Raw genomic sequence first — 26297 nt, forward strand, 5'->3', positions numbered from 1 at the left:
TATTGCCGCCTTTTTTATAACTAATTTGAAGTACTATTACTTAATACTATTTGAGCTCAAAGGGCTTAAGATGAAATTTAAAAAAATACTTTACTTAAGCGTTCTTACTTTAGTGGCTGGCTGCCAGGGCATGATGCCGCAAGAAGGCGCAGCCCCTGTGAACCCCGGAGGAGACGTCACCCTAAGCTTCAGCCGCACAAGTACAGTTTGGTTTGCAATTGTGAGAAACGCACAGGTTTATGTGGATGACCTTAAAGTCTGCGTTATCCCCAATTCAGGTAATTGCACGGTAAATATACCTTCAGGAAAACATGTTCTTAAGATTGACAGTACATTTTCTGGTTCTTTCGGCGTGTTTTCTCAAAGCTATCAATTTGATAGTGGTAAGACGTATCGCTTTGTTATTGCACCAAACAAAACTGAAATGGTGGCAAATAGCCTGCCCTTTGGCGTCGCGGATGCTACGTACTATGAAGCAAATAAGGGCAACGCCAGCAGCAATAATGGTGACTTCACCATGATGCCCGCCGACTAATAGCCAAATGACGCTATTGGTCGCAAGTTCGAATATCTCCCTGCCCACTAGCTATACAGAAGCCACCTTCGGGTGGCTTTCCCTTTTGGTCTTTTATCGCCGCCTTTAAAGATCGAAAATTGAAGTACTATTTGCACAGCACTACTTTGGCAAAATGACTGATGATGAATTACAAAAAAATATTCTATGTAGGTTTGTTTTTATTGGCTGGCTGTCAAAGCACGCCCCAGCAGGCCTTTAACGACCCAGGTGGAGATGTCGGTTTAGTATTTTTTCGGGAAAAGAACTTTTCTGCCAGCTTAAAAGATGCGGAAGTATTTGTAGATGGTGTTCAAGTTTGTGCTATTCCTAATGGAGGAAATTGCAGATCGAGCACTACCGCTGGAAAGCATACTCTGAAGATAGATGCCACATTCACAGTCGGCTATTTTTCCAAAAGCTATGTTTTTGAAAGCGGCAAAACCTATCGTTTTAATATATCTGCAGATAACACGCAGTTAGTTGCCGGCCTAGCCGGAGGAGGCATAGGCTATGCAGTGGGAGGCGATATAGGCGGCCTAGTTGGAGTAACCGCCGCTGAGGTTGGAGCCTATGAAGTAAATAAAAACGACACGAGTGTTAGTAATGGCGTTTTTAAAATGGAGTCTTTAGACAACTAAAAAACTACTTCTGCACTCCAGGCTGTGCCTGCTGATTGTTCGGTGGCGTAGCATTAGTTTGAGGAGCATTCGTATTGGTACCCGGAGTCAATATAGTGACTTGATCCACACAATCATTGCTATCGTAGGTCACTTCGTACACCCTTAAATCACCATTATTAATAGCTTCTACTGGGGTGCTAATCACTTCAGTTACACCAAGAGTAAATACGTCCGCAGTTCCCTCTACAAGAGCGCGCGCAGCTTTGTTGCCTTGACTGTAGCCCTGAGTGAATCGATAAATTTCATATTTCTTACCATTCTTCATGCCGCTGGTTACGGGCACACCAAATTCAGCAATTAAGGTATCCCTTGATGTACCTACTTTAAAAAGCGCCTCATTTTTTTGGGATGGCTGATGTGCGGCCATATAAACCGAGCAAGCATTTAGCGAAAATGCCAAGAGAGTTAATGCGCAAAATTTCGCAAATTTCATTTGATACCTTACTTTTGTATTAATCAGGGTAGTTTATATGACTACAAAATATAAGAATATCTTTATATCACCCATACGAACCAAAAGATTCGACCCACCTAATTCAGGTAATTATTAAGCAAAATAATAGAATGGCCTTAAGTATTATGTGGATAAGAACAAATATAGATAAATCCATAGAATGGAATCATGACTAATTTCCTTGACCCCGCTATTCTATTTTTCATCTTTGGGGTGTTTGCGGGGAGTGTTAAGTCCAACCTAGAAATACCGCCACAGATTTCTAGATTCTTATCGCTATATCTATTAATGGCATTGGGGCTGAAGGGTGGATTTGCACTTCATAAGTCTGGGTTTACAAGTGAGATCGCATTCTCATTAGGTCTTGCAATTTTTCTAGCCGTCATTATCCCAATCATTGGTTACCTCATCCTCAGAAGACGCTTAAATGCATTTGATGCAGCCGCAATTGCTGCCACATATGGATCGGTAAGTGCTGTTACTTTTATCACCGCCACCCAATACCTAGATCAATTTGGTATTAGCTATGGTGGTCACATGGCCGCCGCCATGGCACTCATGGAGTCGCCCGCCATTATTCTTGCGATTGTTTTAGCAAATAAAGCTCGGTCATCTCAATCACCCACTCCAACGGGTCATCAAGCTACAAGCATCTCAAAAATACTGCATGAGTCTTTTACTGATGGCGCACAATTATTGCTACTAGGTTCCATGCTGGTTGGTTTGGTGAGTGGTGATGCAGGGCAAAAATTAATGGCGCCATTTTCGATTGATCTATTTAAAGGCATGCTAGCGTTCTTCCTGCTAGACATGGGTTTGATGGCCGCCAGAAATTTAAAGGATCTCAAGGGAAAACCTGCTATCACCTTGCTATACGCGCTCGGCTCACCCCTCTCTCATGCATTGCTTGCTTTGGTGCTTTGCAAACTGATTGGGCTCCCACTGGGAAATACTATTTTGCTGATGGTGCTGGCATCAAGCGCCTCTTATATTGCCGTACCTGCAGTATTGCGTCATGCCCTACCTGAAGTAAATCCAGCGCTCTACATGGGTATGTCGCTTGGAATCACCTTCCCCTTCAACATCATTCTAGGTATACCGCTTTACACTTTACTAGCCAAGCAACTCTTGTAAGTATTTTGTTGGCTACACCCAATATTTAAATGAGTTCAGATATTTCAATTAAATTCTGATCTGGGTCTCGTACATAGACCGAGTTAATTTTTTGTGTGGCACCAGTACGAATCACCGGCCCCTCAATAATTGGCCAGGATTCTGCGGCCAGCTTTTCAATCACCCTTTCTAGAGGGCGATCAGCAATAAAGCAAAGATCGAGTGATCCCGGGGTTGGAGTATCTGCCTTGGGCTCAAACTCCCTGCCTTTGATGTGAAGGTTGATCTTTTGGTTGCCGAACTTAAACGCTTTGCGCTCAACAGGTGGCGTTCCACCAATAAAAGATTCCAACTTCATTCCAAGAACGCGGGTATAAAAATCCACGCACTCTGCTTCTTTTGCAGTGGTGAGTACCAAATGATCTAAATGGTCAATCATATTCATTTCCCCTTCTTATTGAGCGCGGCGAAGTTCATCTACGTAATCTGGTTCGGGATGCAGCGTATATGTGCTGCCTGCCTTTGCTACCTGGCCTGGAACGGGGTGACCCACAATTTGAGGTAACTCTTTAGCGAGCGCTAATAACCTAGGAATATTGATACCAGTGTCATAGCCCATTGCATCAAGCATATGAATCGCATCTTCACTTGAAATATTCCCGCTTGCTCCGGGTGCATAAGGGCAGCCACCCAAGCCACCCAGCGATCCATCAAATCGCACAATACCCGACTGGACTGCTGCTAGAACATTGGCTAGACCCATGCCCCTGGTGTTATGAAAGTGCAGAGTTAATTGGAGATTAGGAAATTGCTTTTGCAAAGCATCGCACATTTTTTTCACTTGATCCGGATTGGCCATGCCAGTGGTGTCGCATATAGTCAGACCTCGAACACCAAGATCTGCGAAGCGCTGCGCAAATCCCTCGACAACTGCTTGCGGAACCTCACCTTCCATAGGGCAGCCAAAGCAAGTGGAGAGCGAAACATTGATTGGTGTTCTGTCATCAACGAATTTAATAACTTCCGCTAGCCCTGCAAAACTCTTTTCTCTACCCATTCTGAGGTTGGCCAGGTTATGAGTCTCAGAGGTAGACATCACTAGATTAAATTCGTCGGCCTTGGATTCAAATGCGCGCTCAGCACCCCTCAGATTGGGAACCAATACAGTGTACTCAACACCTGGAACCCGCTGAATACGACCCATTACCTCTTCGGCATCGCGCAGCATCGGGATAGATTTAGGCGAAGTAAACGAAGTCACCTCAATTTTTGCAAATCCACAAGCGCTTAACTCATCCACCAACTTGATCTTGTCGTCTGTCGGTATGAAATTAGGCTCAATCTGAAAGCCATCTCTGGTTACTACATCATTGAAATAAATTCTGGTCATGATTTTTTCTTTATACGTATTTTGTTGTATTTATTCTTTGCTTACTTTGTAAATGCAATACCACGCTCTTTCAGGGAGGCAACCTGAGCATCACTTAAACCTATACCCTTCAATATCTCATCGGTATTCTCACCAATATCGGGAGCAAGGGTTTTAATCGATCCCGGTGTACGTGACAACTTTGGAATCACACCAGGTACATCTAACCTAGTTCCATCATGCATCTGAATCGTTTGAATATTTTCACGAGCTTTGTAATGCGGATCGTTTGCGATATCGGCAACGGTATAGATGCGACCTGCTGGCACCGCAACAGAATCTAAAATTTCTAATGCTTTGTCGGTACTCACTGTCTTTGCCCACTCACCAATCGCTTGATCAAGTTCGACTACGCGTTTGACGCGACCATCATTGTTTTCCAATTGCGGATCACTACCCAAGTCTTCTCGCCCAATAGCCGTCATCAGGCGCTTAAAAATGCTATCGCCATTGCCGGCAACCAATACATATCCACCATCAGCGCATTGATAGGCATTAGTTGGAGCAATACCAGGTAGAGCGCTGCCTGCCGCTTGTCGCACCTCACCGAACGCACTGTACTCCGGCAGCAAACTCTCCATGCAATTGAAGACCGCCTCATACAACGCAATATCGATCACCTGACCTTTGCCGCTGCTATGACGTTCTTGCAAGGCCAACAAAATTCCAATTACGCCATGCAAAGATGCCAAGGTGTCACCAATGCTAATACCCACCCTTACAGGCACTCTTCCAGGCTCTGCAGTGAGATGGCGCAAACCACCCATTGCTTCTGCAACCACACCAAAGCCAGGCTTATCTCTATATGGGCCTGTCTGACCATAACCACTAATCCGCAAAACAATCAACTTTGGATTGAGCTCAAGCAACACCTTCGGGCCAAGCCCCCAATCCTCTAGTGTTCCAGGGCGAAAGTTTTCGATTAAGACATCTGCCTCTTTAACTAAAGTCCTGACAATATCTTGAGCCTCAGATTGTCTTAAATCCAAAGAAAGAGAACGCTTGTTGCGTGACTGCACTTGCCACCAAATAGATGTGCCATCTTTGAGCAGTCGCCATTTTCGCAATGCATCACCAACTTTAGGTGGCTCGATCTTAATGACATCCGCACCAAAATCCGCCAACGTTTTTGCGGCAAATGGCCCAGCAATGAGTTGCCCCATTTCAATGACTTTTAACTTTGCTAACGGCTCCATGATTTCCTCTGAAATACGCATTTACGCAAAGTTACATTGCTTGCCAATTCTTGAAAATTGCTATTTTTAGCCCTATCCTTCTCATTTTGCGAAGGTATGGTTAGAATTACCCCATGAAATCCCCGCTAAACCCCGCCAGAGTTGACTTTGTTACTCTCAAGCTTTTCTGCTACATCGTTCAATCCGGGAGTATTACCAAGGGTGCGAGCCAATGCAATCTAGCGCTTTCTGCAGCAAGTAGGCGTATTTCTGAGTTTGAAGAAACGGTAGGTATGGCGCTTCTGGATCGATCCGTGAAAGGCGTCACCCTCACTCATGCCGGCCATGCAGTAATGCAACATGCCTTAAGGTTGTTTCAGGGCTTTGAGCAACTCAGCAATGAATTGGGTGAGTATTCCAAAGGGGTAAAAGGGAGTGTCCGGCTTTGGGCGAATATGTCAGCCCTGACTGAGTTTCTTCCCTCAGCTTTAGCAAGCTTTTTAAAAGTGAATCCTGAAATTCAGGTTGAGGTAGAAGAGCAGCTGAGTGGCGACATTGTCAAAGCACTTATGGATGGCATTGCAGATATTGGTGTGTTTGCTGAAGGCCCAAACACCTCTGGACTAGAAACTAAAGTGATGGGCAGCGATGAACTTGTGATTACTTGCTGTAAAACGCACCCCTTAAGCAAAAGAAAGAGTATTTCTTTTGAAGAATGTCTTCAATATGATTTCGTGGGTCTTAATAGAGGCAGCTCGCTACTTGAACTCACCTCTAGAAGCGCAGAGAAACTAGGTAAGCAAATGCGGTTGCGTATTCAGGTACGCAGCTACGATGCGATGTGCCAAATGATTGCAGTCAATCTAGGTGTTGGCGTACTGCCATATCAAGCATGTGCAGCTCAAATTAAAGCCATGGGTTTAAAAGTCATTCCCCTTGAAGATGCTTGGGCAAAACGTAACCTACTGGTAGCAACCAAAGCGGACATCAATCACTCCCCCGCTACCCGCCTGCTAAGCCAGCATTTAGTTGGGTAGTCATCCTTTAACTTACTAGGCTTTGCCTTGAGGATCCTTTTTAGCCCTACAAGCATCAGAGCAGTACTTCACTGAGTCCCAGTTCTTAGCCCAGGATTTTCTCCAGGTCATTTCTTTTTTGCACACTACGCAAATCTTGCTAGGCAAGAAGCCCTTGTTTCCCTTGAACGAGGATTTCATGAGATCTGCCTAGAGCTCATCTAGGTGATTAAGCAGTTTGCTTGCATGTTTTTGTATCTCCAACTGATCCTCTGGACTAATACGCTTCAAATTAGCCGTCATCAATCGAGTACGTGGACTAGCCTCAAATTGTTGGCGATGATTGATTAAGAAGTTCCAATACAGAGTAGTAACTGGGCATGCTTGCTCTCCAAAGCGAACATCCGGCTTGTACTTACAGGAGTCGCAGTAATTACTCATACGCTTGATATATGCACCACTGGCGATATACGGCTTGCTGGTGAAACGACCACCATTAGCAAATAAAGCCATTCCTGCTGTATTCGGGAGCTCCACCCACTCAATCGCATCGACATATACCGCTAGATACCAATCGCAAACTTGCGCAGGAAGTATCTCTGCCAACAACGCAAAGTTGCCGGTCACCATCAGACGCTGAATATGATGTGCATAGCCGTATTTCAGGGTTTGGCCCACCGCATCTTGCATGCAAGCCATCTGCGTTTTACCAGTCCAATACCACTGCGGTAATTTGCGTTGATGCTCGTAATAATTGTCCTGAGCCATCTTGGGCATGTCCAAGTAATACATTCCTCGCACAAACTCACGCCAACCTAGAATCTGTCGAATAAATCCTTCGATCGTCGATAAATCCAGTGAGTATTTTTTCCAAGCAGCCAATGCGGCATCAATGACTTCACGTGGATTTAACAACTTCAGATTGAGCGAGCTAGATAGGATGGAGTGCCAACCAAAAGGCGTATCCGTCCACATCGCATCTTGATAGATGCCGAAGTTCCTGAGGCGATAGTCAACAAAATACTCCAGCGCCTTTAATGCTTGCTCCCTATTTACCGGCCAATTGAAATGCTCTAAGGATCCGGGATGATCTGGATAGGCGCTCTGCACATATGCCAGTACTTCTTGAGTTATTGCATCTATCTCAAATGATGCGGGGGCATCAATAATGCCCGGACCTTTTTTAGGATAAGGCTTGCGATTATCTTGATCAAAATTCCATTGGCCACCTTCAGGATTACCATCTGCGTCAATCAGAATTCCGTGCGTCTTGCGCATCAATCGATAAAAATACTCCAGCCGCAGCTCCTTTTTACCCTCAGTCCAAGCAACAAACTCTTGGTGCGAGCAGAAAAAATGATCGTCATTGCGCATTTCCATTTGAAGACCGCTATCTTTAGCTAACTCTTCAAGAGCAATTTTGAGGCGCCACTCCCCTGGCTCCACGCAAACGAGATGTGTAATCTTTTTTTGGCGCAATTGCTGCTTTAAGACCTCAACAATTGACTGCGGTGACTCTTTAATGTAAGTCAGTGGATATTGCAGATCCTCTAGCGACTTTGCAAAATGTCGCATAGCCGACAGAAATAAAGCAATCTTGGCTTTATGGGTCCACACATAGTTAGCCTCATTCGCCGATTCCACCATTAGCACTTCATCCGTCTTTGGATTAAAGCCCTTCAGTGCAGCGCCCTGGATGTCTAATTGATCCCCCAGAATCAAAAAGAGTCTTTTTATTTGACTCATTTATTTTTGTATTGTGTTGGGCAGTAGGCTCGATTCACATCATCACTACGCAATGCTACGTGCTTCGTGGCTCTACCTGTAACCCGCTTCCGCCAGAGTTCGAATGAACCCCTCTTCAGCTCCTTGCGCATTAGCTCAATTACCATCGACTCTGAGAGGCCAAATGACTTCTCAATCGCATCAAATGGAGTGCGGTCTTCCCAGGCCATTTCAATGAGGCGGGAGATATCGGACTCCGATAGAGCAACTTTGGACAATTTAGGCATCGTGCAAGTTTAAGACTTATTTACTAAACTGGCTGAACCACAATCAGCCCAGTACCAGCCACACAAATGATCGGAAAAATTCGTTCAAAACTCATCTCGCTTGAACTACCCCATACCGTCAGGGAAGGGCCTACCATTTGCCCAATTTGCGATAGGGAGATACCAAAGTCACAAAAGGATGCGCACCACCTTATTCCAAAATCTAAGGGCGGTAAAACTACTGAATTTCTGCATCGCATCTGTCATAAGCAAATTCATGCTCTTTTTACAGAAACAGAGCTGGCCGTTACATTCAATAACGCCCCAATCCTAAGAGCACATCCTGAGATGCAAAAATTCATTGGCTGGGTAAAAAGCAAGCCAAATAGCTTTTATGAAAAAACTCGCAAAAGCGCTCGATTAAAGTCCAGCTGATTCTGAGGAACTTCTCCTTTGGGGCCTGAATACTTTAGGCTATAGTTAATGACCTTAATTGCCTCCATTTACGGACCTTTGCCATGAGCCTACCCTTACTAAGAATTGCACTTGAAGCATCTGACGTTGGCCTACGTCTTGAGCTCATCGTTGTAGTCCTTGCGGTTTGCCTTACAGTCTTTTTTATCTTCCAAAAACTACTAAGAAGATGCCTATTTGGAGAGGATTCTGAATACGCCGGCTATATCTATAACGCAATGGGGGTAGTGTTTAGTTTGGTATTTGCATTTATTACTGTATTGGTTTGGCAAAGCTATAACGGCGTCAATGATGCAGTCACTAAAGAAGCAAATAGTTTAAATAACATTTATCGCCTTTATGCCGCATTCCCCCCGGAAGTAGAAAGTGTTGGTAGAGAACAATTAAGAGATTACACAGAAACCGTAATTAAAGAAGAGTGGCCACTCTTAAGCAAAGATCAATTTAGCATCGATGCTTATAAAAAATTATTAATAATTGAAAATCAAATTATTCGTTTTCAACCAAAAACCGCTGGAGAGATCAACGCGCACCAGCAAATGTTGCGCCTGATTGCAGAATCCTCAGAATTACGTAGAAGCCGTATTTACAACGCTCAATTTGCCCTGGCATCCCCAGCCTGGCTTGGTCTTATTAGCAGCGCATTTATTTTCTTAATCTTCTCATGTCTCTTTCAGATGAAATCCGTGAGAACTCATGTGATCTTGATCGTATTCTTAGGTTCGACAATTGTCGGGGTGCTGTACTTCCTCATCATCTATATCCACCCATTCTTGGGCCCCATGGCAATCCAGCCAGACCCCTTTATCAATCTCCTGAAACTTTCTTGGACTTATTAATCAGTCCCCCTAGTATTTTTTGCTCATCATGACGAATACCAATCGACCACGCCGTTCAGTTTTGTATATGCCAGGCGCTAATACGCGCGCCCTAGAAAAAGCCAAAACGCTTTCTGCTGATTCGCTCATTCTCGATTTAGAAGATGCTGTGGCTCCAGATGCCAAATCAGCCGCTAGAGAAAATATTCTCAACGCACTGCAATCTGGTTTTGGCTATCGGGAGGCTGTTGTTCGCATCAATGGTCTTAGTACCCCATGGGGGCTTGATGAGCTCAAGGCCTTTGCCAATAGCAAAGCAGACGCCATTGTTTTGCCGAAGGTAGAATCTGCTGAACAGGTGCAAGAAGTGGCAAACCTTCTCAAGAAATTTAGCGCTCCCGCAAGCATGACTATCTGGGCCATGATTGAAACACCTAAGGCAATCTTCAAACTATCCGAAATTGCCCAATCTCATCCCTCACTAGAAGCACTGGTACTGGGAACCTCAGATCTCGTCAAAGATTTGCATGCTCGCCACACCCCGACCCGCATTGAAACCCTTACTGCACTATCTTTATCAGTGCTGGCAGCCAGAGCATATGGCTTATGTGTACTCGATGGCGTTCACCTTTCCCTAGACGATGAGGCTGGATTAATTCAATCCTGTATTCAAGGTAGAGATATGGGCTTTGATGGCAAGACGCTGATTCATCCGAATCAAATCAAAGCCGCTAATGAGATCTTTGGTCCATCACCACAAGAAATTGCAGAAGCGCAGGAAAGAATTGTCGCCTATGAGGCTGCAATTACATCGGGAGCTGGTATTGCAGTGCTCAATGGCAAGCTCATTGAAGAGCTTCATATTCAAGACGCCAAAAGAATTTTGGCACTAGCAAATGCGATTGCAAAAACAACTGCTAATTAGTGATCCAAATCTAAGCTCTGCACTAAGCTCGCAAGCTTCACTACCGAATCAAATGCATTGGACTTGCTAGCCTCCACATCTAGGCTCTCCCAATTAAACTCCAGAGAGAAATGTGCTGATTCAATAATGAGTTCATAACTAGATGAAGCCTTACTAGATGGATCACTATTTACCTCATCAGCTACAGGCACCTTGATCGCATTAATGGCATCGATGAGCATTTGTACCTCTGTCGCCAGCAGCTCTCTTGTATGTAGTACGTCATCGGTTCGTTTAATCGAGATTTTCGAGAGCTCGTCGATGGACACTTCATACTGGTTCAATCCCAGATCAAACCAAACAGTTAACTCTAGTGCAATAGGATAGGTTTTCATTAGACTGCCTCATCAAGAAGTGCTTTAAAACATCTTACACCCCATTGATAACGAAGCCTATACCCAAAGATAGTGCTGCCAGTGCCATGATTGCGGTAGCCAACCAACCCAATAACTTCATCGTTTTGCTGGCCACAAAAGAGCCCATCACAGTACTTTTAGATGACAGTAGCATGATTGCAATCATCAGCGGTACAGCCACCACCCCATTAATCACGGCACTCCAAAACAAGGCTTTCATCGGGCTAATGGGGGAATATTGAATGGCGAGCGCCCCTAAAACACTCACAGCAATAATGGAATAAAACTTACTCGCCTGCGCCGCTGAATCTTCCAAGCTAGAACGCCAACCAAATACCTCAGATAATGCATAGGCAGCCGACCCAGCCAAAACAGGAACACCCATTAAGCCAACGCCCAATATTCCTAGGGCAAAAAGTAAAAATGCAAAATCACCTGCAAGTGGTCGTAGGGCTGAAGCGGCCTGCGCGGCTGTATTAATGTCACGAATACCAGCAACATACAAAGTAACCGCCGTTGCCAAAATAATGCAATAGGCAGCAACGTTGGAATAGAGCATACCGCTCCAGGTATCCCACTGAATTCTTCTAAGCTCAGCCTTCGCCTCCTCAGCAGAACTTTCCAGCAAACTAGATTGATGGCGAAGATTCATATCCTCAACTTCCTGAGAAGCCTGCCAAAAAAATAGATAAGGGCTAATTGTTGTGCCGAAGATTCCAACTACGACTGCAGCAGAATCTTTGCTCCAAGTGAAATCCGGCAAAAGTGTGGTCCATACCACCTCACTCCATGGAACATGGACGGTAAATAGAACCGCTCCATATGCCAGCAATGACAAAGAAAGCCATTTAAGAAAGAAAACGTAATGACGGTAAGGAATTAATATTTGCAATGTGAGTGTGAGCAGTACAAATACCGTCGTCATGATGTGCCAGTTGATTCCCGTAACCAGCTGCGCTACCTCACCCATTGCTGCAATATCAGCAGCAATATTTAAAACATTAGCAAACAAGAGTAATACAACAAGCACCATCAAAACCGATGGATGAAACGCAAGCTTCATATTTGCCGAGAGCCCGCGACCAGTTACCCTACCGATACGTGCACATAAGACTTGAATGGTGGACATCAATGGATAGGCTAATGGCATGGTCCACAGCATATTGAAGCCAAATTGCGCGCCAGCCTGAGAGTAGGTCACAATACCGCTAGGATCATCATCAGCAACCCCAGTCACCAAGCCAGGTCCGACTCTAGATAATGGATGACGCTTAATGCGAGCCCACAAATCAGCGGGCCTCATAACTTATCCAAAGGAATGTTGTTCATGACCTCAGTGTAGCGCCTTCTACTTCAACATATAGGCTTGAGTTCAGTGAAAATGTGTTGTTGATCGATAATGTGATTTCTTCTCAAAGAATGGACTTCAGATGGACTTGCTACCTTGTATTGAATTAGAGACCTCACCAAATCCTAGTGCCGCAGTCATTTGGCTTCATGGACTAGGGGCTGATGGCAATGATTTTGTACCCATTGTTCCCGAATTGGATCTCACCGGCTGCCCTGGCATTCGTTTTGTGTTTCCAAGTGCGCCAAGCATGCCAGTAACAGTCAATGGCGGGTATGTTATGCCAGCCTGGTATGACATTATCGGCAGAAATTTGATGGATCAAGAAGATGCTGCCGGCATTCAAAAATCAGCCGCTTCCATTGTGCAACTCATTGAGCGTGAAGCAAGTCGCGGCATTGCATACGATCAGATTGTGTTAGCAGGATTCTCACAGGGCTGCGCTATGACACTGTATGTAGCCTTGCGGTTCCCACATAAACTCGCTGGAATCATGGCTTTATCAGGATATTTACCTTTAGCTATGAGCTTGAATACCGAGAAACATTCTGCCAATCAAAATACGCCAATATTTATGGCGCATGGCGAATATGACGCAGTTGTTATCCCAGAGCGCGCTCGCACTTCATGCGCCCTACTCGAGAAATTAGGCTATTCAGTCAGTTGGAATGAATATCCAATGGAGCACTCAGTCAATCGCGAAGAACTTGTAGACATCTCTCATTACCTACAGCAGGCGCTAGCCAGAAAATAAAAGGGACTCATACGAGTCCTTTTTTGATAGTAGCGCTCTTTTAAAGCTTCTTACTAAAACTGTATTGCGAGAAGGCTTGCTCTGCAACATTAAACCACTGCGCCTCCATATTTCTAAAGACGCGATAGTCCTCAAAAATCTTTTTAAACTGAGGATTCTTAGCCGACTCTTCTGCATACGTTTCTTGAGCAGCCTTAAAGCATGCATCCAATACGGAGGTGTTGAATTTACGTAACACTGCGCCATTCTGCAAAAGACGTTGTAATGCTGGCGGATTTAGCGCATCGTATTTGGCGCACATATCTGTATGCGCCTCAAAACAAGCAGCTTCCCAAGCGGCTTGGTAAGAAGGCGGCAATGAATCCCACTGTTTCTTATTTACCAAGAAAGAAAGGCCGGCAGCACCCTCCCAAAAGGCAGGGTAGTAATAATTCTTAGCCACTTTAGCAAGGCCAAGTTTTTCATCATCGTAAGGACCGACGAATTCAGCAGCATCAATCGTGCCCTTTTCTAGGGCTGAATAAATTTCGCCAGCCGGTAATTGCTGTGGAACTACTCCGAGCTTTGCCAATACTTGACCAGCAAAGCCAGCAATACGGAACTTCAAACCCTTGAGATCTTCTGGGGATTTAATTTCTTTACGAAACCAACCACCCATTTGCGTGCCCGTTTGACCGCCCAAGAAATTCACAATGTTGTAGCTCGCATAAAGCTCGCGCATTAACTTCATGCCATTGCCATGAAGAATCCACGCGGACTGTTGACGTGCGGTCATGCCAAACGGAGCTGCTGTATCAAAAATGAATGCGCTATTTTTACCTAAGTAGTAATAGCTCGCTGTATGGCCGCACTCAACCGTACCATTTTGAACGGCGTCCAAGACTTGCAAGGCAGGCACCACCTCGCCCGCTGCAAATACTTTAACGTTGAACTTGCCATCCGTCGCTTTGCGTAATGCATTGGCAAATACCTCAGGCGTTCCAAACAAGGTATCCAATGACTTCGGAAAGCTAGAAACCAAACGCCAATTAAGCGTCGGCAAACTCTGCGCTATAGATGGAGTCGCTAAGGCTGCTGCACCAGCGCCAATAGTTGCCTTCTTTAAAAATGAACGTCTTTGCATGGATATCTCCCTTCAGTATTCTTCTGTATTCACTAATTTAGCTTTAGCAATTATTTTCCACCAACCGTCATCGATCCAATAAGGATAGAGCCAGTCTCTTTGGTGCCGCGGATTATGGTATCGCTACCAATCAGCGCGATATCCAAGAGCATATCGCGTAAATTCCCTGCGATTGTGACTTCTTCTACGGGATACTGAATGACCCCGTTTTCCACCCAATAACCAAAAGCACCTCTTGAGTAATCGCCGGTGACATAGTTCACGCCCTGGCCCATCAATTCAGTTACTAATAGACCCGTACCCATTTCTTTTAGCAGGGCCGGTAATCCACCCTTAGGCGTCTTCTTACTTTTGAGCGTGAGGTGATGTGATCCACCAGCATTACCGGTGGTTTTCATTCCCAGCTTTCTGGCCGAATAGGTCGAAAGGAAGTAGCCTTCCAAAATTCCCTTGTCGACTACAGTTCTGGCGCTTGTCTTTACACCCTCTTCATCAAATGGCGCGCTTCCTGTCATGGACTTTAGGTGCGGATCTTCAAAAAGGCTAATGTGCTTCGGCAACACCTGCTTACCCAAACTATCAAGCAAAAAACTAGAGCGTCGGTATAAGGCGCCACCCGATACCGCCTGCACCAAGCCACCTAAAAGGCCTGCCGCTAAGGGCGCCTCAAAGATGACAGGGCAACGACGTGTAGTTAAGGATCTTGCCTTTAGCCTTGATAAAGCACGCTCTGCAGCGTACTTACCGATAGCCGCTGGATCCGCCAACTCTTGCGGTATGCGTGAACTGGAATACCAATCATCACGCTGCATATTGGATTGCTTGCCACCTTCACTAGCGATTGGTGCGCAAGAAATGTAATGGCGTGAGAATGGGTAACCGCCCATAAAGCCGTGTGATGTACCCATCATGAAATGCGCATGATGAGCGGACACCGATGCGCCATCACTATTTTGAATTTGTTTGCTTACTGCAAATGCAGCACCTTCTGCAGTGCGTGCAATCTCTACAGCATGCGCAGCATCAATATTCCACGGATGAAACAAATCTAGATCTAGTGGATTTTTTTCTAAGAGTTCTCGCTCTGCAGGGCCAGCGCAATTATCTTCAGCTGTATGTTGTGCGATGTGATACGCAGCATCGACTGTAGCCTTAAGAGATTCTTTAGAAAAGTCACTTGTGCTTGCGTTACCGCGATGATGACCCAAGAATACTGTCACACCAACCTGCTTATCCAGGCTTTGCTCGATTGTCTCAACCTCACCTTTGCGTACGGTGACCGATAGGCCCTGGCCTTCCGAAACTTCGGCAACCGCGTCTGAAGCCCCCCTTCTTTTGGCCTCTTTCAGCATGAAATCAATGATTTCTTGGAACTGGGTAGATGTATATGTAAACATGTCCTAATAATAGCTAGAATATCAACATGAAGCATAACGAAGCCTGGAAGCGCGCCACCCCAAATGAGGTCAAAATTGGCCTCATCTCGATATCCGATAGAGCCAGCAAAGGCGTCTATCAAGACGAGGGCATTCCTGCCCTACAAACATGGCTCATGAAGGCGATTAGCAACCCCTGCGTCTTTCATGAACGGCTCATTGCGGACGAATCTGAAATCATCACCGAAGCCATCGTCGAATTGGTTGATGAGCTGGGCTGCGACTTGGTTTTAACTACAGGCGGCACTGGACCCTCACGCCGTGATGTCACCCCGGAGGCCACCCGTGATGCAGGAACCCGTGAAATGCCCGGCTTTGGCGAGCAAATGCGCCAAATCAGCCTGAACTTTGTACCTACCGCCATCCTCTCCAGACAGACTGCTGTTTTACGCGAAATCGATGGCCATGCCGCTTTGGTGATCAACTTGCCCGGGCAACCTAAGGCTATTGCAGAAACTTTAGAGGGACTCAAGGATGGCGAAGGTAAATCGATTGTTCCTGGCATCTTTGCTGCGGTGCCTTATTGCATCGATTTAATAGGCGGACCTTACATTGAGTCCAATCAAGATGTCATTAAAGTCTTTAGACCTAAAAGCGCCATCAAAAAATAGCTCTTTCGAGCTGAATAAAAAAGGTCCACACAGTGGACCTTTTTCTTTTACGTCTACATGTATATCCCAGCCCTTTTACTCCGGCAAGGGGACAATAAATTTTTCACGGTAGTACTTGAGTTCCTCAATAGATTCTTCAATATCAGCTAAGGCTGTGTGAGCCTGCTTCTTCGTGAATCCCTTGACCAACTCAGGATGCCAGCGCTTGCACAATTCTTTCAAGGTAGATACATCGATATTGCGATAATGAAAGTACGCCTCAAGCTTAGGCATGTACTTAGCCATGAACCGTCTATCCTGACCAATCGTATTGCCACACATTGGCGCGATACCGGCTTTGATGTACTTCTTTAAAAACGCAATGCACTCTGCCTCTACTGTTGCCTCATCCATCGTAGATGCTTTAACCTTTTCGATCAAACCAGACCGTCCATGAGTACCCTTATTCCAGGCATCCATCGCATCTAAGATTGCATCATCTTGATGTACGACCCACACCGGGGCGGTAGCAATGGTATTGAGATGGGCATCGGTCACAATGATGGCAATTTCCAAAATTCGCTCGGTTTCGGGGTTTAAACCGGACATTTCCATATCCACCCAAATCAGATGCTCATTGGCTGGTGCTGTCTTGGCCGGCGCTATCGCCGCAATGTTTGTTTGTTCGCTCATATCTATAATGATCTCATGACCTTCACAATTGTTTTTTTAATCGCTTTTATTGCCAGTTTTGGCCTACGCCACTGGTTGTCCCAACGCCAAATTCGGCATGTTGCCCAGCATCGCCAGGCGGTCCCAGCAGAATTCGCTGAAAAAGTCACTTTAGCTGAACATCAAAAAGCTGCTGACTACACCATCGCCAAATTACGCCTTGGTATTTTAGAAAACGGGGTCAGCGCCATCATTTTAATTGGCTTCACCTTGTTAGGCGGACTTCAGATTCTGAACATGGCACTACTTCAGTTTTTAGGCGCAGGAATTGCTCAGCAAATTGCCCTGCTTGTTTCTATCGTCATCATTTCCGGGATTATTGATATCCCCTTTTCTTGGTACAAACAATTCCATCTTGAAGAACGTTTTGGCTTTAACCGCATGGGGAAAAAATTATTCTTCTCTGATATGTTTAAAGGCATGGCTGTAGGCGGCGCAATTGGCATTCCTCTACTGTGGGTGATCCTCACCTTGATGGCGCAAGCTGGTGACTTATGGTGGCTTTGGGCGTGGGCTGTATTGACGGTCTTCAGCTTATTAATGCAGTGGATCTTCCCAACCTTCATCGCGCCTATCTTTAATAAGTTTCAAGCATTGGAAGACGGCCCTCTCAAAACTCAGATTGAAGCGCTGCTCACACGCTGTGATTTTGCAAGCCAAGGATTATTTGTCATGGATGGCAGTAAGCGTAGCGCGCATGGCAATGCATTCTTTGCCGGCATGGGTAAAGCCAAGCGGATTGTGTTCTTTGACACCCTAATTGAAAAACTCAACCCCGGCGAAGTCGAGGCTGTTCTTGCGCATGAGCTTGGCCACTTTAAATGCAAGCATATTCGCAAGCGTTTACTGGTCTCTTTTGCACTGAGCTTTGGTATGTTTGCCCTGCTGGGCTGGGTTAGCACTCAAGTATGGTTCTATACCGATCTCGGTGTTATGCCTAACCTTAATGGCTATAACGGTGGCTTGGCTTTGGCCCTATTTATGCTGGTATCGCCAGTATTTAGCTTTTTCTTCACGCCGCTATCAAGTCTTGCCTCGCGTAAGCACGAATATGAAGCTGATGGTTTCGCTGCAGAAAAATCGTCTGCAAAAGATTTGATCTCTGCACTCGTAAAGCTGTATCAAGATAACGCTTCAACACTGACGCCCGATCCGATCTATACCGCTTTTTATAGCTCGCATCCTCCGGCCCCGCTACGTATTGCCAACTTACAGCGCTTTATCTAAGTTATAGCAACATGGAACATTTTCACGCGCTACTCACTGCATCCTATGGAAGGCATTATTTAGCGCAACGTTTATTGCCGGATACCCACGGTAATGAATCCCCAAGCGGTCCATTAATACAAGTAAGCACACCAGCAAAACAACACGTTGGCGCAGTGGGCGATCGCTTACTACTGGAAATGACTTCTGCAGATCAGGCGCGCATTATTCAGATTGAGCCACGTGAAAATATTTTGTATCGCTCAGATGCATTTAAGAGCAAGATTATTGCTTCTAATGTTGATCAAATCCTAGTGGTGCTCGCAACCCAACCTGCTTTCTCGCCAGATCTACTCGGCAGGGCTGTAGTAGCTGCTGAGGCCAATCAAATTGGCTTGCATATTCTGCTAAATAAATGCGATCTCAAAGACAATCTAGAGCATGCCCGTAAGATTATTGCGCCGTATGAGCGCATGGGCTACCCAGTAAGCGAAGTCTCTGCTAAGTTTGATTCGGCGTCTATTGATGCGTTGCGCCCAGCACTAGAAGGCAAAGTCTCTGTATTTGTTGGGCAGTCCGGCATGGGCAAATCCAGCTTACTCAATGCGTGGGTACCGAATGCAGCCGCCCTCACCCAAGAATACTCAGTACGCTTAGATACCGGCAAACACACAACGACTGCCTGCCGTTACTTTGAGTTACCAGAGGCTTGGGGCAGAAACGCTGATGGCAAGCTTGGCGCTTTAATTGACTCTCCAGGGTTTCAGGAGTTTGGTTTAGCTCACATGTCTGTAAGCGAGTTACAGCATGCCTTTAGAGAATTTAAAGATTTACTGGGTAAGTGTCGCTTTCATAACTGCGTCCATCAATCCGAACCGGATTGCGCAGTACGTGATGCTGTAGACAGAAATAAAATAGCGCCAGAAAGACTGGCGCTATTTAGACAACTTCGCTCGGACTCAAAAACTGCCGATACGCAAATTCAGGGTATTAGCCAAGCCAAAGAGCGATGGTCAGCATTAGCAACAAAGCCATCCAAGCGATAACCAAGCGCCACACCAAGCCCACTGCAGAGCGCATCGTACGCTCGGTAGGCTCTAAACCCACTTCGTAGACTACTGGCTCACCAGCTTCAGCCATACGCAATGCTTCATCGCTATCTGGCTCACTCATCGGCTCACCCAAGCGCACTCCAAGTGCGCCACTACCGGCTGCCAAAATCACGGCAGATAAAGAGTCAGACCATTTTTGCGTGAGATAGCGCCATCCATAAACAGCACCTTCAAAGTTACCAACAATCGCAAAGCCCATTGCGGTAATACGCGCAGGAATCCAATCGAGTACGTAAAAGAAATGACGTGATGATTCGCTGAGGTTGTAATCACCGCGTTCAGACCAACGTTGAGATGCAAGATCAGCCAAGCGATAGAGCACAACGCCTGCAGGGCCCATTGGCATCATGAACCAGAACAACACACCGAACACATGGTGGTGTGAACCAATAATGGCACGCTCAAGCGCCAATGAAATCACTTCAGCCTCTGTCAAGTTAGCAGTGTCTAGCTCTGGGCCATACCACTCACCAAGGGCAATACGAGCCGCAGGTAAATCATGCGCTTCAATTGCTTCATGAACCGCAGTGAATGAATGACTAAATTGACGGAAACCAAAAAACAGATAAGCGATGACTACGTTCCACAAAAAGCCGAGAACTGGATAGGTCACCATACAGGTGACATACACCATAAACACCAAAAAGGTTGGAAGAACAAAAGCAACCAAGCAGGCCATGCGCGCACCAACCGGGCTCGCACCATCCTCTGTCTTGCCGCCAAACTCACCGGCAACCCAATCTAACCAGCGGGCACTTAAACGCGCGATCCAATGGTTTGCGGTTACTGGGCGATATTGCTCAGCAATGAGGGCGAAGAGAATAGAAAAGAAAGTCATACTTTTAATAAATGATATAGGTTACGTAACATTCCCGCAGTAGCACCCCAAATAAAGCGGTTCTCATAAGGCATTGAATAAAAACGGCGACCACCCTGCTCACTTTGCCACAATCTCACTTGATGGTTGGCAGGATCCAATAAAAAGCTTAAAGGGACCTCAAATACATCCGCCACCTCAAACTCGTCTAAGACATATTCTGCCTGAGCTTGGACTAATCCTACTACTGGTGTGACGCTATAGCCAGAAACTGTCAAATATTCTGGTAAATGACCAATTACCTCGACCCGCTTTCGGTCCAAACCAATTTCCTCTTCACTCTCCCTTAAGGCGGTGTCATTCGGATTTTGGTCCTCGGGGTCCATACGCCCGCCAGGGAAACTAATTTGCCCAGCGTGATCACGCAAATGGTTGGTTCTTTGTGTCAGCAGTACTGACAGGCCATCTTCTTTTAATAACAAAGGAATGAGCACTGCTGCTTTTGTTACTTTGCCAGCAGCCTGACGCTTAGAAATAATGTCTGCAGCAATCACATGACGATTTTCGTCAGTGATTTCTGGCTGCCACTCTGGTGGAAACTGTAAGCGCGCTTTTAAACCAGCTGGCTCGAGAAATTCTTTTGCCACCCTCTTCTCATGAGCGCACACCTGATGAATCGGGATCGCTTGCGCATCAAATCCCGGAGGCGCAGCGACATTGATCGCATTCTCTTCGGGCATTGGATTCTTGGGCATGTTTATATTCTAAGGCAACAAAAAAGGCGACCTAGGCCGCCTTTCTGTTTGCATCAAAGCAGCGATTACTCAGCAGCTACAGCGGCTGTTGGTTTTACACGTGCTTGAAGCTTTTCTTTAATACGTGCTGACTTACCAGAACGATCACGCAAGTAGTACAACTTCGCGCGACGTACATCACCGCGACGCTTCACTTCAACGCTAGCGATCAATGGTGAGTATGTTTGGAAAGTACGCTCAACGCCTTCACCAGAAGAAATCTTACGCACGATAAAGCTGGAATTGAGTCCGCGATTACGCTTGGCAATCACAACGCCTTCAAAGGCCTGGGTACGCTTACGTGTACCTTCAACAACGTTAACGCTAACTACTACTGTGTCGCCAGGAGCAAAGCTTGGCAATACTTTGTTAGCACTTAAGCGAGCAATTTCTTCTTGCTCAATTTTTTCAATTAAATTCATTTTTAATCCTTAAACATCTTATTAGCGTTTAATCCCGAGATATAAATCAACGGACCTAACAGAGGATGCAGTTAAAACAATTTCACTAAACCAAAAAATCAAACCACCTAATCACTACCGCACACTACGAAGAGTATTTACAGCGAGCGAAGAAATTGTTCATCTTCTCGGGTTAGCAACCCTTTGGCTCTAGCCGATTCAATTAAGTCCGGCCTCAACCTCAACGTCAGCTCTAAAGACTTCTGCCGACGCCAATCCGCTATTTTAGCGTGATGTCCGCCTAAAAGCACGTCCGGGACGGATAAATTTTCATATATTTCGGGGCGAGTGTAGTGCGGATAGTCCAAAAGGCCATTCATAAAGCTATCCTGGGTGGCAGATTCGCCATCTCCTAGGGCGCCTGGAATAAGCCTAATCACCGCATCCATCATTGCCATTGCGGGGATTTCACCCCCAGAAAGCACAAAATCCCCTATAGAAAGCTGTAAATCGACATTTCGATCGACAAAACGCTGGTCTACAGCCTCATACCGCCCACAAATAAAGCTTAAATTGCCGTAATTGAGGATATCTGTAGCTATCTTCTGAGAAAAGCGCTCTCCCTGTGGGGCTAGCAAGCAAATTGGTCCACTTTTAACGCCTGCCGCATCATGGGAGGCTCTAATTCCTGCAACGGTATCTTCCAGCGGTTTAGCCATCATCACCATACCGGGGCCGCCGCCATACGCCCGATCATCTACCGTTTTGCGGGGATCAGAGCAAAAGTCTCGAGGATTCCAAAGGTGAACGCTAGCCAATGATTGTTCACATGCGCGCCCTGTGATACCCCACTGCGTGAGAGCAGAGAACATTTCAGGAAATAGAGTCACCACATCAAAGCGCATATCAGTCTCGATTTATCTTTGAGCTTTACTGCCAGTCAGACTGCCAGTCCAGGCTAATGGTTTTATTTGGCAAATCGACGTTTTGCACAACCTCTTTGACAAATGGCACCAAGTATTTAATTTCTTTTGACTCGGAAGTGCCAATCGCAATGACGCCATGCGCACCATGTTCAGTAACGTCAATCACCTCACCAAGAACTTCGTCTTGCAGATTGATTGCTTTGCACCCAATAAGATCAACCCAGTAATAAGAATCGGCATCCGCCTTCGGGAATGCATCGCGCGTCACCAAAATGCGCGCACCTTTTAAAGCAAGCGCTTGATCACGATCATTCACGCCATCTAATGCAATTACTACATTGCCGCTATGCATTTTGGCGCTCTTGACTTTATATTGCGTAAGAGAAGCCTCTTCATGCGACGCAGAAACGCCAGCAGCCCGACGTGGAATTAGGGAAAGCCAAACATTCTTAGAAGATAAAAGTGCAACGGGTTCTGATGAGTGAGGTCTAACCTTCACTTGCCCTTGCAAACCTTGCGCCTCAGAGATGGCGCCAAGCTCAATCAAATCATTTAGGGAAGGCGTGCTCATTTGTAAGACACCTTATTTTCCCGAAATAGAACTACTGATAAATCCTGCCACTAAAAACTTCATCGCAAAGATGAAGTTTTTAGTAAATGAATATTAAACAGCTGGATTGTTTTTGATCAAACGAACAACGGTTGGTGATACTTGCGCACCAACACCAGTCCAGTAAGTCAAACGATCTTGAGCAATACGCATTGCTTGCTCAGATGCAGCTGCTTGTGGATTGAAGTAACCAATACGCTCGATAAAGTTCGAGTCACGACGGTTGCGCTTATCAGTAGCAACGATGCTGTAAAAAGGGCGCTTCTTAGAACCGCCGCGTGCCAGTCGAATGACGACCATACTTATTCCTTAAAATCTAAAATGAAAACAGGTTGATTACAACCCAATGAAATTTCTACAAAAAACTTTGGGCTCCAGCTCACCAACTAAATGTACGGTAGAGCGGAAAACCTCATATTCTAGACGAAAACCCCTACTTCTTCCACCTATTTAAGAGCCCAAGACAGTAGAATAGGCCTGATAAATTCATAAAAAATACATATAAAACAACACTTTACGTAATTATGCCCCTTAAATTAGCGACTCCTCATCCATCCAGAAACCCCTTAAATAGTCTATTTTTGATAGTTTCTGGCCTATCACTTGGGCTTTTAACCGCCTGCGCTAACGTCATTCCTCCATGTAACGCAAAAACCAGTCCTCCGAGTGCCGAGCTACGTAACACCAAGTGGGAGCTTACGCGCTGGAACCTGGCCCCTAACAGCAATGGCGAGGTGCGCACACGTCAGATCCCTCAGGGAGAGGCCAGCAACCCCATCCAGGTTGTTTTTGACGCTAATGGCCAGCGAGTGAGTGGCTCCACTGGCTGCAATCGCTTTACCGCCTCACTTGACGAAGATTCTCGCGGCTTTACGCTCAAGCAAATCGCCGCCACAAAAATGGCCTGTACCCCACAACGCATGGAGTTGGAAAATGATTTCTTGTATGAGCTGAATGACTACCGCAGCATTGTGCGTAATGGCGATCAACTACTCATGATTGGTGCTGATCGCGAAGTCCTCAGCTTTACTCAACGCCCTAACAAATAAAGAATTAAAGTAACCTATCATTTAATAGCCAGAAAGATTCATGAAAAAGTCCAAACTCATTTTTTGCGCGCTCGGATTATTTTTTCCAGGCAGTGGCCTGAATTGTTTTTATTTACAGGGCCTAAAATCATTTTGGGCTTGGGTGCAATTATTTGCATTGATCGGTGGTCTTGCTGGCTGGACTATTTTGAAAGCAGCCCACTTTCATTCGGCGCCAGGCTGGGTATTAATTACCTTTGGCTTTATCGCGATTGAAGCCAGCTGGCTCACTACGATTGCCTTTGGTCTACGCCCAGACGATAAATGGGATGCGCAATTTAATCCTGGCATCGAAGAACAACGTCGCACACGCTCTGGCTGGCCAGTCATCTTGACCGTGATTTTCTCGCTAGTCTTTGGCGCCGGTGTCATGATGACATTCCTAGCGGTTTCGTTTGAGCAATTCTTTATCTCTCAGATTTATGAAGCAAAAAAGCTATCCCAATAATTGCAGATAGCTTATCTTTTCGAAGACCGCTCGTTGGAGCGGTTTTTTTACGCCCTAGAACTGCTCGGCTTCTAGCGCATTCGTTGAGTGACCGCTTTCTACAATAGATGTAGCTAGCGCTTGCGCTTGCGGCATTAAATTCTCCGCAAAGAAACGGGCTGTTGCAATCTTGGCGCCATAAAAAGCAGGATCACTATCACGCAAGCGCTCAGCAGCAAGTAATGCACGAGCCATTTGCCAGCCACCCAATACCAAGCCAGATAGACGCAAATAAGCAAAACTACCTGCATACACCGCCTTTACATCTGTCTTTGCATTCGCAACGATGTAGCCTACAGCCTCATCAAACGCAGCACGTGCCGCACTAAGCTGCTTCAGAACTGCTTTGGCATCTGCTGAACCGCTAGCAGCTAATGCCTTTTCAGTTTCGGCAATTTTCTGACCAAATACTTTAGCGGTAGCGCCACCATCACGTACAGTTTTTCTGCCGACCAAGTCATTCGCCTGAATGGCAGTCGTACCTTCGTAGATTGTCAAAATGCGAGCATCGCGATAGTGTTGTGCAGCGCCAGTCTCTTCGATGAAACCCATACCGCCGTGCACTTGTACACCAAGGCTTGCAACTTCAATCGACATTTCTGTAGAGAAGCCCTTCACAATCGGCACTAAGAACTCATAAATAGCTTGATTGGCCTTGCGCTCTGCTTCATCTGGTGCGGCGTGTTGGGCATCGTAAGCAGCTGCAGCGCAATAAGCCAATGCACGTGAGGCCTCAATATAAGCACGCATAGTCATCAACATACGCTTTACATCTGGCTGATGGATGATGGCTACTGGACCAGGTGAGCCTGCTAAGTCACGACTCTGAACACGGTCCTTGGCGTACTGCACAGCCTTTTGATAAGAGCGCTCTGCAACCGCAATACCCTGCATACCCACGGCAAAGCGGGCAGCATTCATCATTACAAACATGTACTCTAGGCCGCGATTTTCCTCGCCAACCAAATATCCAATGGCGCCACCATGATCGCCAAATTGCAAGACGGCCGTCGGGCTAGCTTTAATACCAAGCTTATGTTCAATGGACACGCAATGCACATCATTGCGTTCGCCTAAAGAGCCATCGGCATTTACTAAGAATTTAGGAACAACAAATAATGAAATCCCCTTGACACCCTCTGGCGCATCAGGCGTTCTAGCCAACACTAAATGGACAATGTTCTTTGCCATATCGTGTTCGCCATAAGTAATGTAGATCTTGGTGCCAAAGATTTTGTAAGTTCCGTCACCTTCTGGCACAGCACGTGCCCGCACCATGGATAAATCGGAACCAGCCTGCGGCTCAGTCAAGCACATGGATCCAGTCCACTCGCCTGAAATCATATTTGGTACAAAGCGCTCTTGCAGTTCTGGGCTAGCAGCAGTCAGAAGCGCCTCAATCGCACCGTCTGTGAGCATTGGGCACAAAGCAAATGACAAACTAGCGGAGTGAACCATTTCAAAACAAGCGGTTGCAATTAACTTTGGCAAGCCTTGTCCGCCAAACTCGGCAGGATGTATAACGCCCTGCCAGCCAGCGGCAGCAAACTGCTCAAATGCCTCTTTAAAACCAGGAGTTGTCGTAACAACGCCATCCTTAAAAGAGCTAGGGTTTTGGTCGCCCGGCCAATTGAGAGGTGCCACTACATCTTGATTGAACTTTGCAGACTCCTCCAGAATTGCTGGCGCCAAATCTACATCGGCGCCTGCGTCTGCGTATGAGGGATAAGCCACGACATCAGATAGCCCCGCTAGTTCGTTCATAACAAACAGCATGTCTTTAACGGGGGCTACGTATGGCATTACAACTCCTCTTTAATCAATTCTCGACTAACGAATTTCAAACA

At 46.0% G+C, this 26297-nt stretch carries 32 protein-coding genes; 13 read left to right on the plus strand and 19 right to left on the minus strand.

The window, feature by feature from the left end:
- Positions 1–70: 70 nt before the first annotated feature.
- Together C2745_RS07080 and C2745_RS07085 are read left to right on the plus strand one after the other, a co-directional pair.
- Complete coding sequence (locus tag C2745_RS07080) at positions 71–535, plus strand: hypothetical protein (RefSeq protein WP_215383731.1); 465 nt, start codon at positions 71–73, stop codon at positions 533–535.
- A gap of 161 nt (positions 536–696) precedes the next feature.
- Entirely contained in the window at positions 697–1194 is a 498-nt protein-coding gene (locus C2745_RS07085; protein ID WP_215383733.1) for a hypothetical protein, read from the plus strand.
- 4 nt (positions 1195–1198) lie between these two features.
- On the opposite strand, the gene C2745_RS07090 is transcribed toward C2745_RS07085, so the two are convergent.
- Positions 1199–1669, minus strand: a complete 471-nt coding sequence (locus C2745_RS07090) for a hypothetical protein (protein ID WP_215383736.1) — start codon at positions 1667–1669, stop codon at positions 1199–1201.
- 189 nt (positions 1670–1858) lie between these two features.
- Between C2745_RS07090 and C2745_RS07095 the strand changes: the two genes are divergently transcribed.
- Entirely contained in the window at positions 1859–2824 is a 966-nt protein-coding gene (locus C2745_RS07095) for a sodium-dependent bicarbonate transport family permease (protein ID WP_215383738.1), read from the plus strand.
- Positions 2825–2849: 25 nt separating this feature from the next.
- Here C2745_RS07095 and C2745_RS07100 read toward each other — a convergent pair whose 3' ends face one another.
- Genes C2745_RS07100 through C2745_RS07110 form a run of 3 tightly spaced genes read right to left on the minus strand, consistent with a single transcriptional unit; the run spans position 2850 to position 5449 of the window.
- Entirely contained in the window at positions 2850–3242 is a 393-nt protein-coding gene (locus C2745_RS07100; RefSeq protein WP_215385653.1) for a VOC family protein, read from the minus strand.
- A 15-nt stretch (positions 3243–3257) separates the two neighbouring features.
- Positions 3258–4193, minus strand: coding sequence for a hydroxymethylglutaryl-CoA lyase (locus C2745_RS07105; RefSeq protein WP_215383740.1), 936 nt, complete (start codon positions 4191–4193; stop codon positions 3258–3260).
- 41 nt (positions 4194–4234) lie between these two features.
- A complete protein-coding gene (locus C2745_RS07110; RefSeq protein ID WP_251368309.1) occupies positions 4235–5449 on the minus strand; it encodes a CaiB/BaiF CoA-transferase family protein in 1215 nt (404 codons plus the stop codon).
- Positions 5450–5541: 92 nt separating this feature from the next.
- Between C2745_RS07110 and C2745_RS07115 the strand changes: the two genes are divergently transcribed.
- Positions 5542–6444: a LysR family transcriptional regulator gene (locus C2745_RS07115; RefSeq protein WP_215383741.1), complete on the plus strand. Its 903-nt coding sequence runs from the start codon at positions 5542–5544 to the stop codon at positions 6442–6444.
- A 15-nt stretch (positions 6445–6459) separates the two neighbouring features.
- Here C2745_RS07115 and C2745_RS07120 read toward each other — a convergent pair whose 3' ends face one another.
- The 3 genes from C2745_RS07120 to C2745_RS07130 are packed head-to-tail and all read right to left on the minus strand — an operon-like array spanning position 6460 to position 8435.
- Complete coding sequence (locus C2745_RS07120) at positions 6460–6624, minus strand: DUF2256 domain-containing protein (protein ID WP_215383743.1); 165 nt, start codon at positions 6622–6624, stop codon at positions 6460–6462.
- A 9-nt stretch (positions 6625–6633) separates the two neighbouring features.
- The gene (locus tag C2745_RS07125) at positions 6634–8169 is read right to left on the minus strand and encodes a cryptochrome/photolyase family protein (RefSeq protein ID WP_215383745.1); all 1536 of its coding nucleotides are present in this window, start codon (positions 8167–8169) and stop codon (positions 6634–6636) included.
- On the minus strand, positions 8166–8435 hold the full coding sequence (locus C2745_RS07130) for a TIGR03643 family protein (protein ID WP_215383747.1): 270 nt from the start codon (positions 8433–8435) through the stop codon (positions 8166–8168). The genes C2745_RS07125 and C2745_RS07130 overlap by 4 nt, the downstream gene beginning before the upstream one ends.
- A gap of 66 nt (positions 8436–8501) precedes the next feature.
- Here C2745_RS07130 and C2745_RS07135 point away from each other — a divergent pair, with 66 nt between their 5' ends.
- From C2745_RS07135 to C2745_RS07145, 3 genes are all read left to right on the plus strand, one after another.
- Positions 8502–8849 (plus strand): HNH endonuclease, encoded by a 348-nt coding sequence (locus tag C2745_RS07135; protein ID WP_215383748.1) that lies wholly within the window; start codon positions 8502–8504, stop codon positions 8847–8849.
- A gap of 83 nt (positions 8850–8932) precedes the next feature.
- Complete coding sequence (locus C2745_RS07140; protein WP_215383750.1) at positions 8933–9727, plus strand: DUF4239 domain-containing protein; 795 nt, start codon at positions 8933–8935, stop codon at positions 9725–9727.
- A 28-nt stretch (positions 9728–9755) separates the two neighbouring features.
- Entirely contained in the window at positions 9756–10631 is an 876-nt protein-coding gene (locus tag C2745_RS07145) for a CoA ester lyase (protein WP_215383753.1), read from the plus strand.
- Here C2745_RS07145 and C2745_RS07150 read toward each other — a convergent pair.
- Both C2745_RS07150 and C2745_RS07155 read right to left on the minus strand, forming a co-directional pair.
- Positions 10628–11005, minus strand: coding sequence for a hypothetical protein (locus tag C2745_RS07150; protein WP_215383755.1), 378 nt, complete (start codon positions 11003–11005; stop codon positions 10628–10630). The two genes, C2745_RS07145 and C2745_RS07150, sit on opposite strands and share 4 nt — an antisense overlap.
- Positions 11006–11039: 34 nt before the next feature.
- Entirely contained in the window at positions 11040–12329 is a 1290-nt protein-coding gene (locus C2745_RS07155) for an NRAMP family divalent metal transporter (RefSeq protein ID WP_215383757.1), read from the minus strand.
- A 127-nt stretch (positions 12330–12456) separates the two neighbouring features.
- On the opposite strand from C2745_RS07155, the gene C2745_RS07160 reads away from it, so the two are divergent.
- Entirely contained in the window at positions 12457–13128 is a 672-nt protein-coding gene (locus C2745_RS07160) for an alpha/beta hydrolase (RefSeq protein WP_215383759.1), read from the plus strand.
- A gap of 40 nt (positions 13129–13168) precedes the next feature.
- On the opposite strand, the gene C2745_RS07165 is transcribed toward C2745_RS07160, so the two are convergent.
- Together C2745_RS07165 and pmbA are read right to left on the minus strand one after the other, a co-directional pair.
- A complete protein-coding gene (locus tag C2745_RS07165; RefSeq protein WP_215383762.1) occupies positions 13169–14251 on the minus strand; it encodes a TRAP transporter substrate-binding protein in 1083 nt (360 codons plus the stop codon).
- Positions 14252–14301: 50 nt separating this feature from the next.
- Positions 14302–15603 carry a metalloprotease PmbA gene (pmbA, locus tag C2745_RS07170; RefSeq protein WP_371743004.1) on the minus strand — a complete coding sequence of 434 codons (1302 nt, stop codon included), beginning with the start codon at positions 15601–15603 and terminating at the stop codon, positions 14302–14304.
- Between the two features lie 71 nt (positions 15604–15674).
- Here pmbA and mog point away from each other — a divergent pair, with 71 nt between their 5' ends.
- On the plus strand, positions 15675–16298 hold the full coding sequence (gene mog / locus C2745_RS07175; protein WP_215383766.1) for a molybdopterin adenylyltransferase: 624 nt from the start codon (positions 15675–15677) through the stop codon (positions 16296–16298).
- A 75-nt stretch (positions 16299–16373) separates the two neighbouring features.
- On the opposite strand, the gene orn is transcribed toward mog, so the two are convergent.
- On the minus strand, positions 16374–16970 hold the full coding sequence (gene orn, locus C2745_RS07180; protein WP_215383768.1) for an oligoribonuclease: 597 nt from the start codon (positions 16968–16970) through the stop codon (positions 16374–16376).
- A gap of 15 nt (positions 16971–16985) precedes the next feature.
- Between orn and C2745_RS07185 the strand changes: the two genes are divergently transcribed.
- Positions 16986–18236: a M48 family metallopeptidase gene (locus tag C2745_RS07185; RefSeq protein WP_215383770.1), complete on the plus strand. Its 1251-nt coding sequence runs from the start codon at positions 16986–16988 to the stop codon at positions 18234–18236.
- Positions 18237–18247: 11 nt separating this feature from the next.
- Complete coding sequence (rsgA, locus tag C2745_RS07190; protein ID WP_215383771.1) at positions 18248–19261, plus strand: ribosome small subunit-dependent GTPase A; 1014 nt, start codon at positions 18248–18250, stop codon at positions 19259–19261.
- Here rsgA and C2745_RS07195 read toward each other — a convergent pair.
- The 6 genes from C2745_RS07195 to rpsP all read right to left on the minus strand — a co-directional run bounded on the left by C2745_RS07195 (position 19206) and on the right by rpsP (position 23175).
- Positions 19206–20165, minus strand: a complete 960-nt coding sequence (locus tag C2745_RS07195) for a CobD/CbiB family protein (RefSeq protein ID WP_215383774.1) — start codon at positions 20163–20165, stop codon at positions 19206–19208. The genes rsgA and C2745_RS07195 overlap by 56 nt on opposite strands.
- Positions 20162–20899 (minus strand): CoA pyrophosphatase, encoded by a 738-nt coding sequence (locus C2745_RS07200; RefSeq protein WP_215383776.1) that lies wholly within the window; start codon positions 20897–20899, stop codon positions 20162–20164. Before C2745_RS07200 ends, C2745_RS07195 begins: the two co-directional genes overlap by 4 nt.
- A gap of 65 nt (positions 20900–20964) precedes the next feature.
- Entirely contained in the window at positions 20965–21360 is a 396-nt protein-coding gene (gene rplS, locus C2745_RS07205; protein WP_215383778.1) for a 50S ribosomal protein L19, read from the minus strand.
- Between the two features lie 137 nt (positions 21361–21497).
- Positions 21498–22244 (minus strand): tRNA (guanosine(37)-N1)-methyltransferase TrmD, encoded by a 747-nt coding sequence (gene trmD / locus C2745_RS07210; protein ID WP_215383781.1) that lies wholly within the window; start codon positions 22242–22244, stop codon positions 21498–21500.
- Between the two features lie 25 nt (positions 22245–22269).
- Positions 22270–22836: a ribosome maturation factor RimM gene (gene rimM / locus C2745_RS07215; RefSeq protein ID WP_215383782.1), complete on the minus strand. Its 567-nt coding sequence runs from the start codon at positions 22834–22836 to the stop codon at positions 22270–22272.
- Positions 22837–22929: 93 nt separating this feature from the next.
- Positions 22930–23175 (minus strand): 30S ribosomal protein S16, encoded by a 246-nt coding sequence (gene rpsP, locus C2745_RS07220; protein ID WP_128112547.1) that lies wholly within the window; start codon positions 23173–23175, stop codon positions 22930–22932.
- Positions 23176–23456: 281 nt separating this feature from the next.
- Between rpsP and C2745_RS07225 the strand changes: the two genes are divergently transcribed.
- Positions 23457–23924, plus strand: coding sequence for an META domain-containing protein (locus C2745_RS07225; protein ID WP_251368310.1), 468 nt, complete (start codon positions 23457–23459; stop codon positions 23922–23924).
- Positions 23925–23964: 40 nt separating this feature from the next.
- Positions 23965–24411, plus strand: a complete 447-nt coding sequence (locus C2745_RS07230; RefSeq protein WP_128112549.1) for a hypothetical protein — start codon at positions 23965–23967, stop codon at positions 24409–24411.
- Between the two features lie 54 nt (positions 24412–24465).
- Here the strand turns inward: C2745_RS07230 and C2745_RS07235 are convergent, their stop codons facing one another.
- Complete coding sequence (locus C2745_RS07235) at positions 24466–26253, minus strand: acyl-CoA dehydrogenase (protein ID WP_215383787.1); 1788 nt, start codon at positions 26251–26253, stop codon at positions 24466–24468.
- Between the last annotated feature and the right edge of the window lie 44 nt (positions 26254–26297).

This window comes from Polynucleobacter sp. AP-Kolm-20A-A1 (genome assembly GCF_018688315.1).
Taxonomy (GTDB): Bacteria; Pseudomonadota; Gammaproteobacteria; order Burkholderiales; family Burkholderiaceae; genus Polynucleobacter.

Coding starts and splice junctions, on each gene's coding strand:
- C2745_RS07120 (WP_215383743.1), bottom strand. CDS start 6,624: ATGAAATCCTCGTTCAAGGGAAACAAGGGCTTCTTGCCTAGCAAGATT.
- C2745_RS07130 (WP_215383747.1), bottom strand. CDS start 8,435: ATGCCTAAATTGTCCAAAGTTGCTCTATCGGAGTCCGATATCTCCCGC.
- C2745_RS07235 (WP_215383787.1), bottom strand. CDS start 26,253: ATGCCATACGTAGCCCCCGTTAAAGACATGCTGTTTGTTATGAACGAA.
- C2745_RS07165 (WP_215383762.1), bottom strand. CDS start 14,251: ATGCAAAGACGTTCATTTTTAAAGAAGGCAACTATTGGCGCTGGTGCA.
- C2745_RS07155 (WP_215383757.1), bottom strand. CDS start 12,329: ATGAGGCCCGCTGATTTGTGGGCTCGCATTAAGCGTCATCCATTATCT.
- C2745_RS07150 (WP_215383755.1), bottom strand. CDS start 11,005: ATGAAAACCTATCCTATTGCACTAGAGTTAACTGTTTGGTTTGATCTG.
- C2745_RS07085 (WP_215383733.1), top strand. CDS start 697: ATGATGAATTACAAAAAAATATTCTATGTAGGTTTGTTTTTATTGGCT.
- mog (WP_215383766.1), top strand. CDS start 15,675: ATGAAGCATAACGAAGCCTGGAAGCGCGCCACCCCAAATGAGGTCAAA.
- C2745_RS07140 (WP_215383750.1), top strand. CDS start 8,933: ATGAGCCTACCCTTACTAAGAATTGCACTTGAAGCATCTGACGTTGGC.
- C2745_RS07230 (WP_128112549.1), top strand. CDS start 23,965: ATGAAAAAGTCCAAACTCATTTTTTGCGCGCTCGGATTATTTTTTCCA.
- rpsP (WP_128112547.1), bottom strand. CDS start 23,175: ATGGTCGTCATTCGACTGGCACGCGGCGGTTCTAAGAAGCGCCCTTTT.
- rimM (WP_215383782.1), bottom strand. CDS start 22,836: ATGAGCACGCCTTCCCTAAATGATTTGATTGAGCTTGGCGCCATCTCT.
- trmD (WP_215383781.1), bottom strand. CDS start 22,244: ATGCGCTTTGATGTGGTGACTCTATTTCCTGAAATGTTCTCTGCTCTC.
- C2745_RS07080 (WP_215383731.1), top strand. CDS start 71: ATGAAATTTAAAAAAATACTTTACTTAAGCGTTCTTACTTTAGTGGCT.
- rplS (WP_215383778.1), bottom strand. CDS start 21,360: ATGAATTTAATTGAAAAAATTGAGCAAGAAGAAATTGCTCGCTTAAGT.
- C2745_RS07105 (WP_215383740.1), bottom strand. CDS start 4,193: ATGACCAGAATTTATTTCAATGATGTAGTAACCAGAGATGGCTTTCAG.
- C2745_RS07135 (WP_215383748.1), top strand. CDS start 8,502: ATGATCGGAAAAATTCGTTCAAAACTCATCTCGCTTGAACTACCCCAT.
- rsgA (WP_215383771.1), top strand. CDS start 18,248: ATGGAACATTTTCACGCGCTACTCACTGCATCCTATGGAAGGCATTAT.
- C2745_RS07115 (WP_215383741.1), top strand. CDS start 5,542: ATGAAATCCCCGCTAAACCCCGCCAGAGTTGACTTTGTTACTCTCAAG.
- C2745_RS07200 (WP_215383776.1), bottom strand. CDS start 20,899: ATGCCCAAGAATCCAATGCCCGAAGAGAATGCGATCAATGTCGCTGCG.
- C2745_RS07100 (WP_215385653.1), bottom strand. CDS start 3,242: ATGATTGACCATTTAGATCATTTGGTACTCACCACTGCAAAAGAAGCA.
- C2745_RS07195 (WP_215383774.1), bottom strand. CDS start 20,165: ATGACTTTCTTTTCTATTCTCTTCGCCCTCATTGCTGAGCAATATCGC.
- C2745_RS07185 (WP_215383770.1), top strand. CDS start 16,986: ATGACCTTCACAATTGTTTTTTTAATCGCTTTTATTGCCAGTTTTGGC.
- C2745_RS07095 (WP_215383738.1), top strand. CDS start 1,859: ATGACTAATTTCCTTGACCCCGCTATTCTATTTTTCATCTTTGGGGTG.
- C2745_RS07160 (WP_215383759.1), top strand. CDS start 12,457: ATGGACTTGCTACCTTGTATTGAATTAGAGACCTCACCAAATCCTAGT.
- C2745_RS07125 (WP_215383745.1), bottom strand. CDS start 8,169: ATGAGTCAAATAAAAAGACTCTTTTTGATTCTGGGGGATCAATTAGAC.
- C2745_RS07110 (WP_251368309.1), bottom strand. CDS start 5,449: ATGCGTATTTCAGAGGAAATCATGGAGCCGTTAGCAAAGTTAAAAGTC.
- C2745_RS07090 (WP_215383736.1), bottom strand. CDS start 1,669: ATGAAATTTGCGAAATTTTGCGCATTAACTCTCTTGGCATTTTCGCTA.
- C2745_RS07145 (WP_215383753.1), top strand. CDS start 9,756: ATGACGAATACCAATCGACCACGCCGTTCAGTTTTGTATATGCCAGGC.
- orn (WP_215383768.1), bottom strand. CDS start 16,970: ATGAGCGAACAAACAAACATTGCGGCGATAGCGCCGGCCAAGACAGCA.
- pmbA (WP_371743004.1), bottom strand. CDS start 15,603: ATGCTGAAAGAGGCCAAAAGAAGGGGGGCTTCAGACGCGGTTGCCGAA.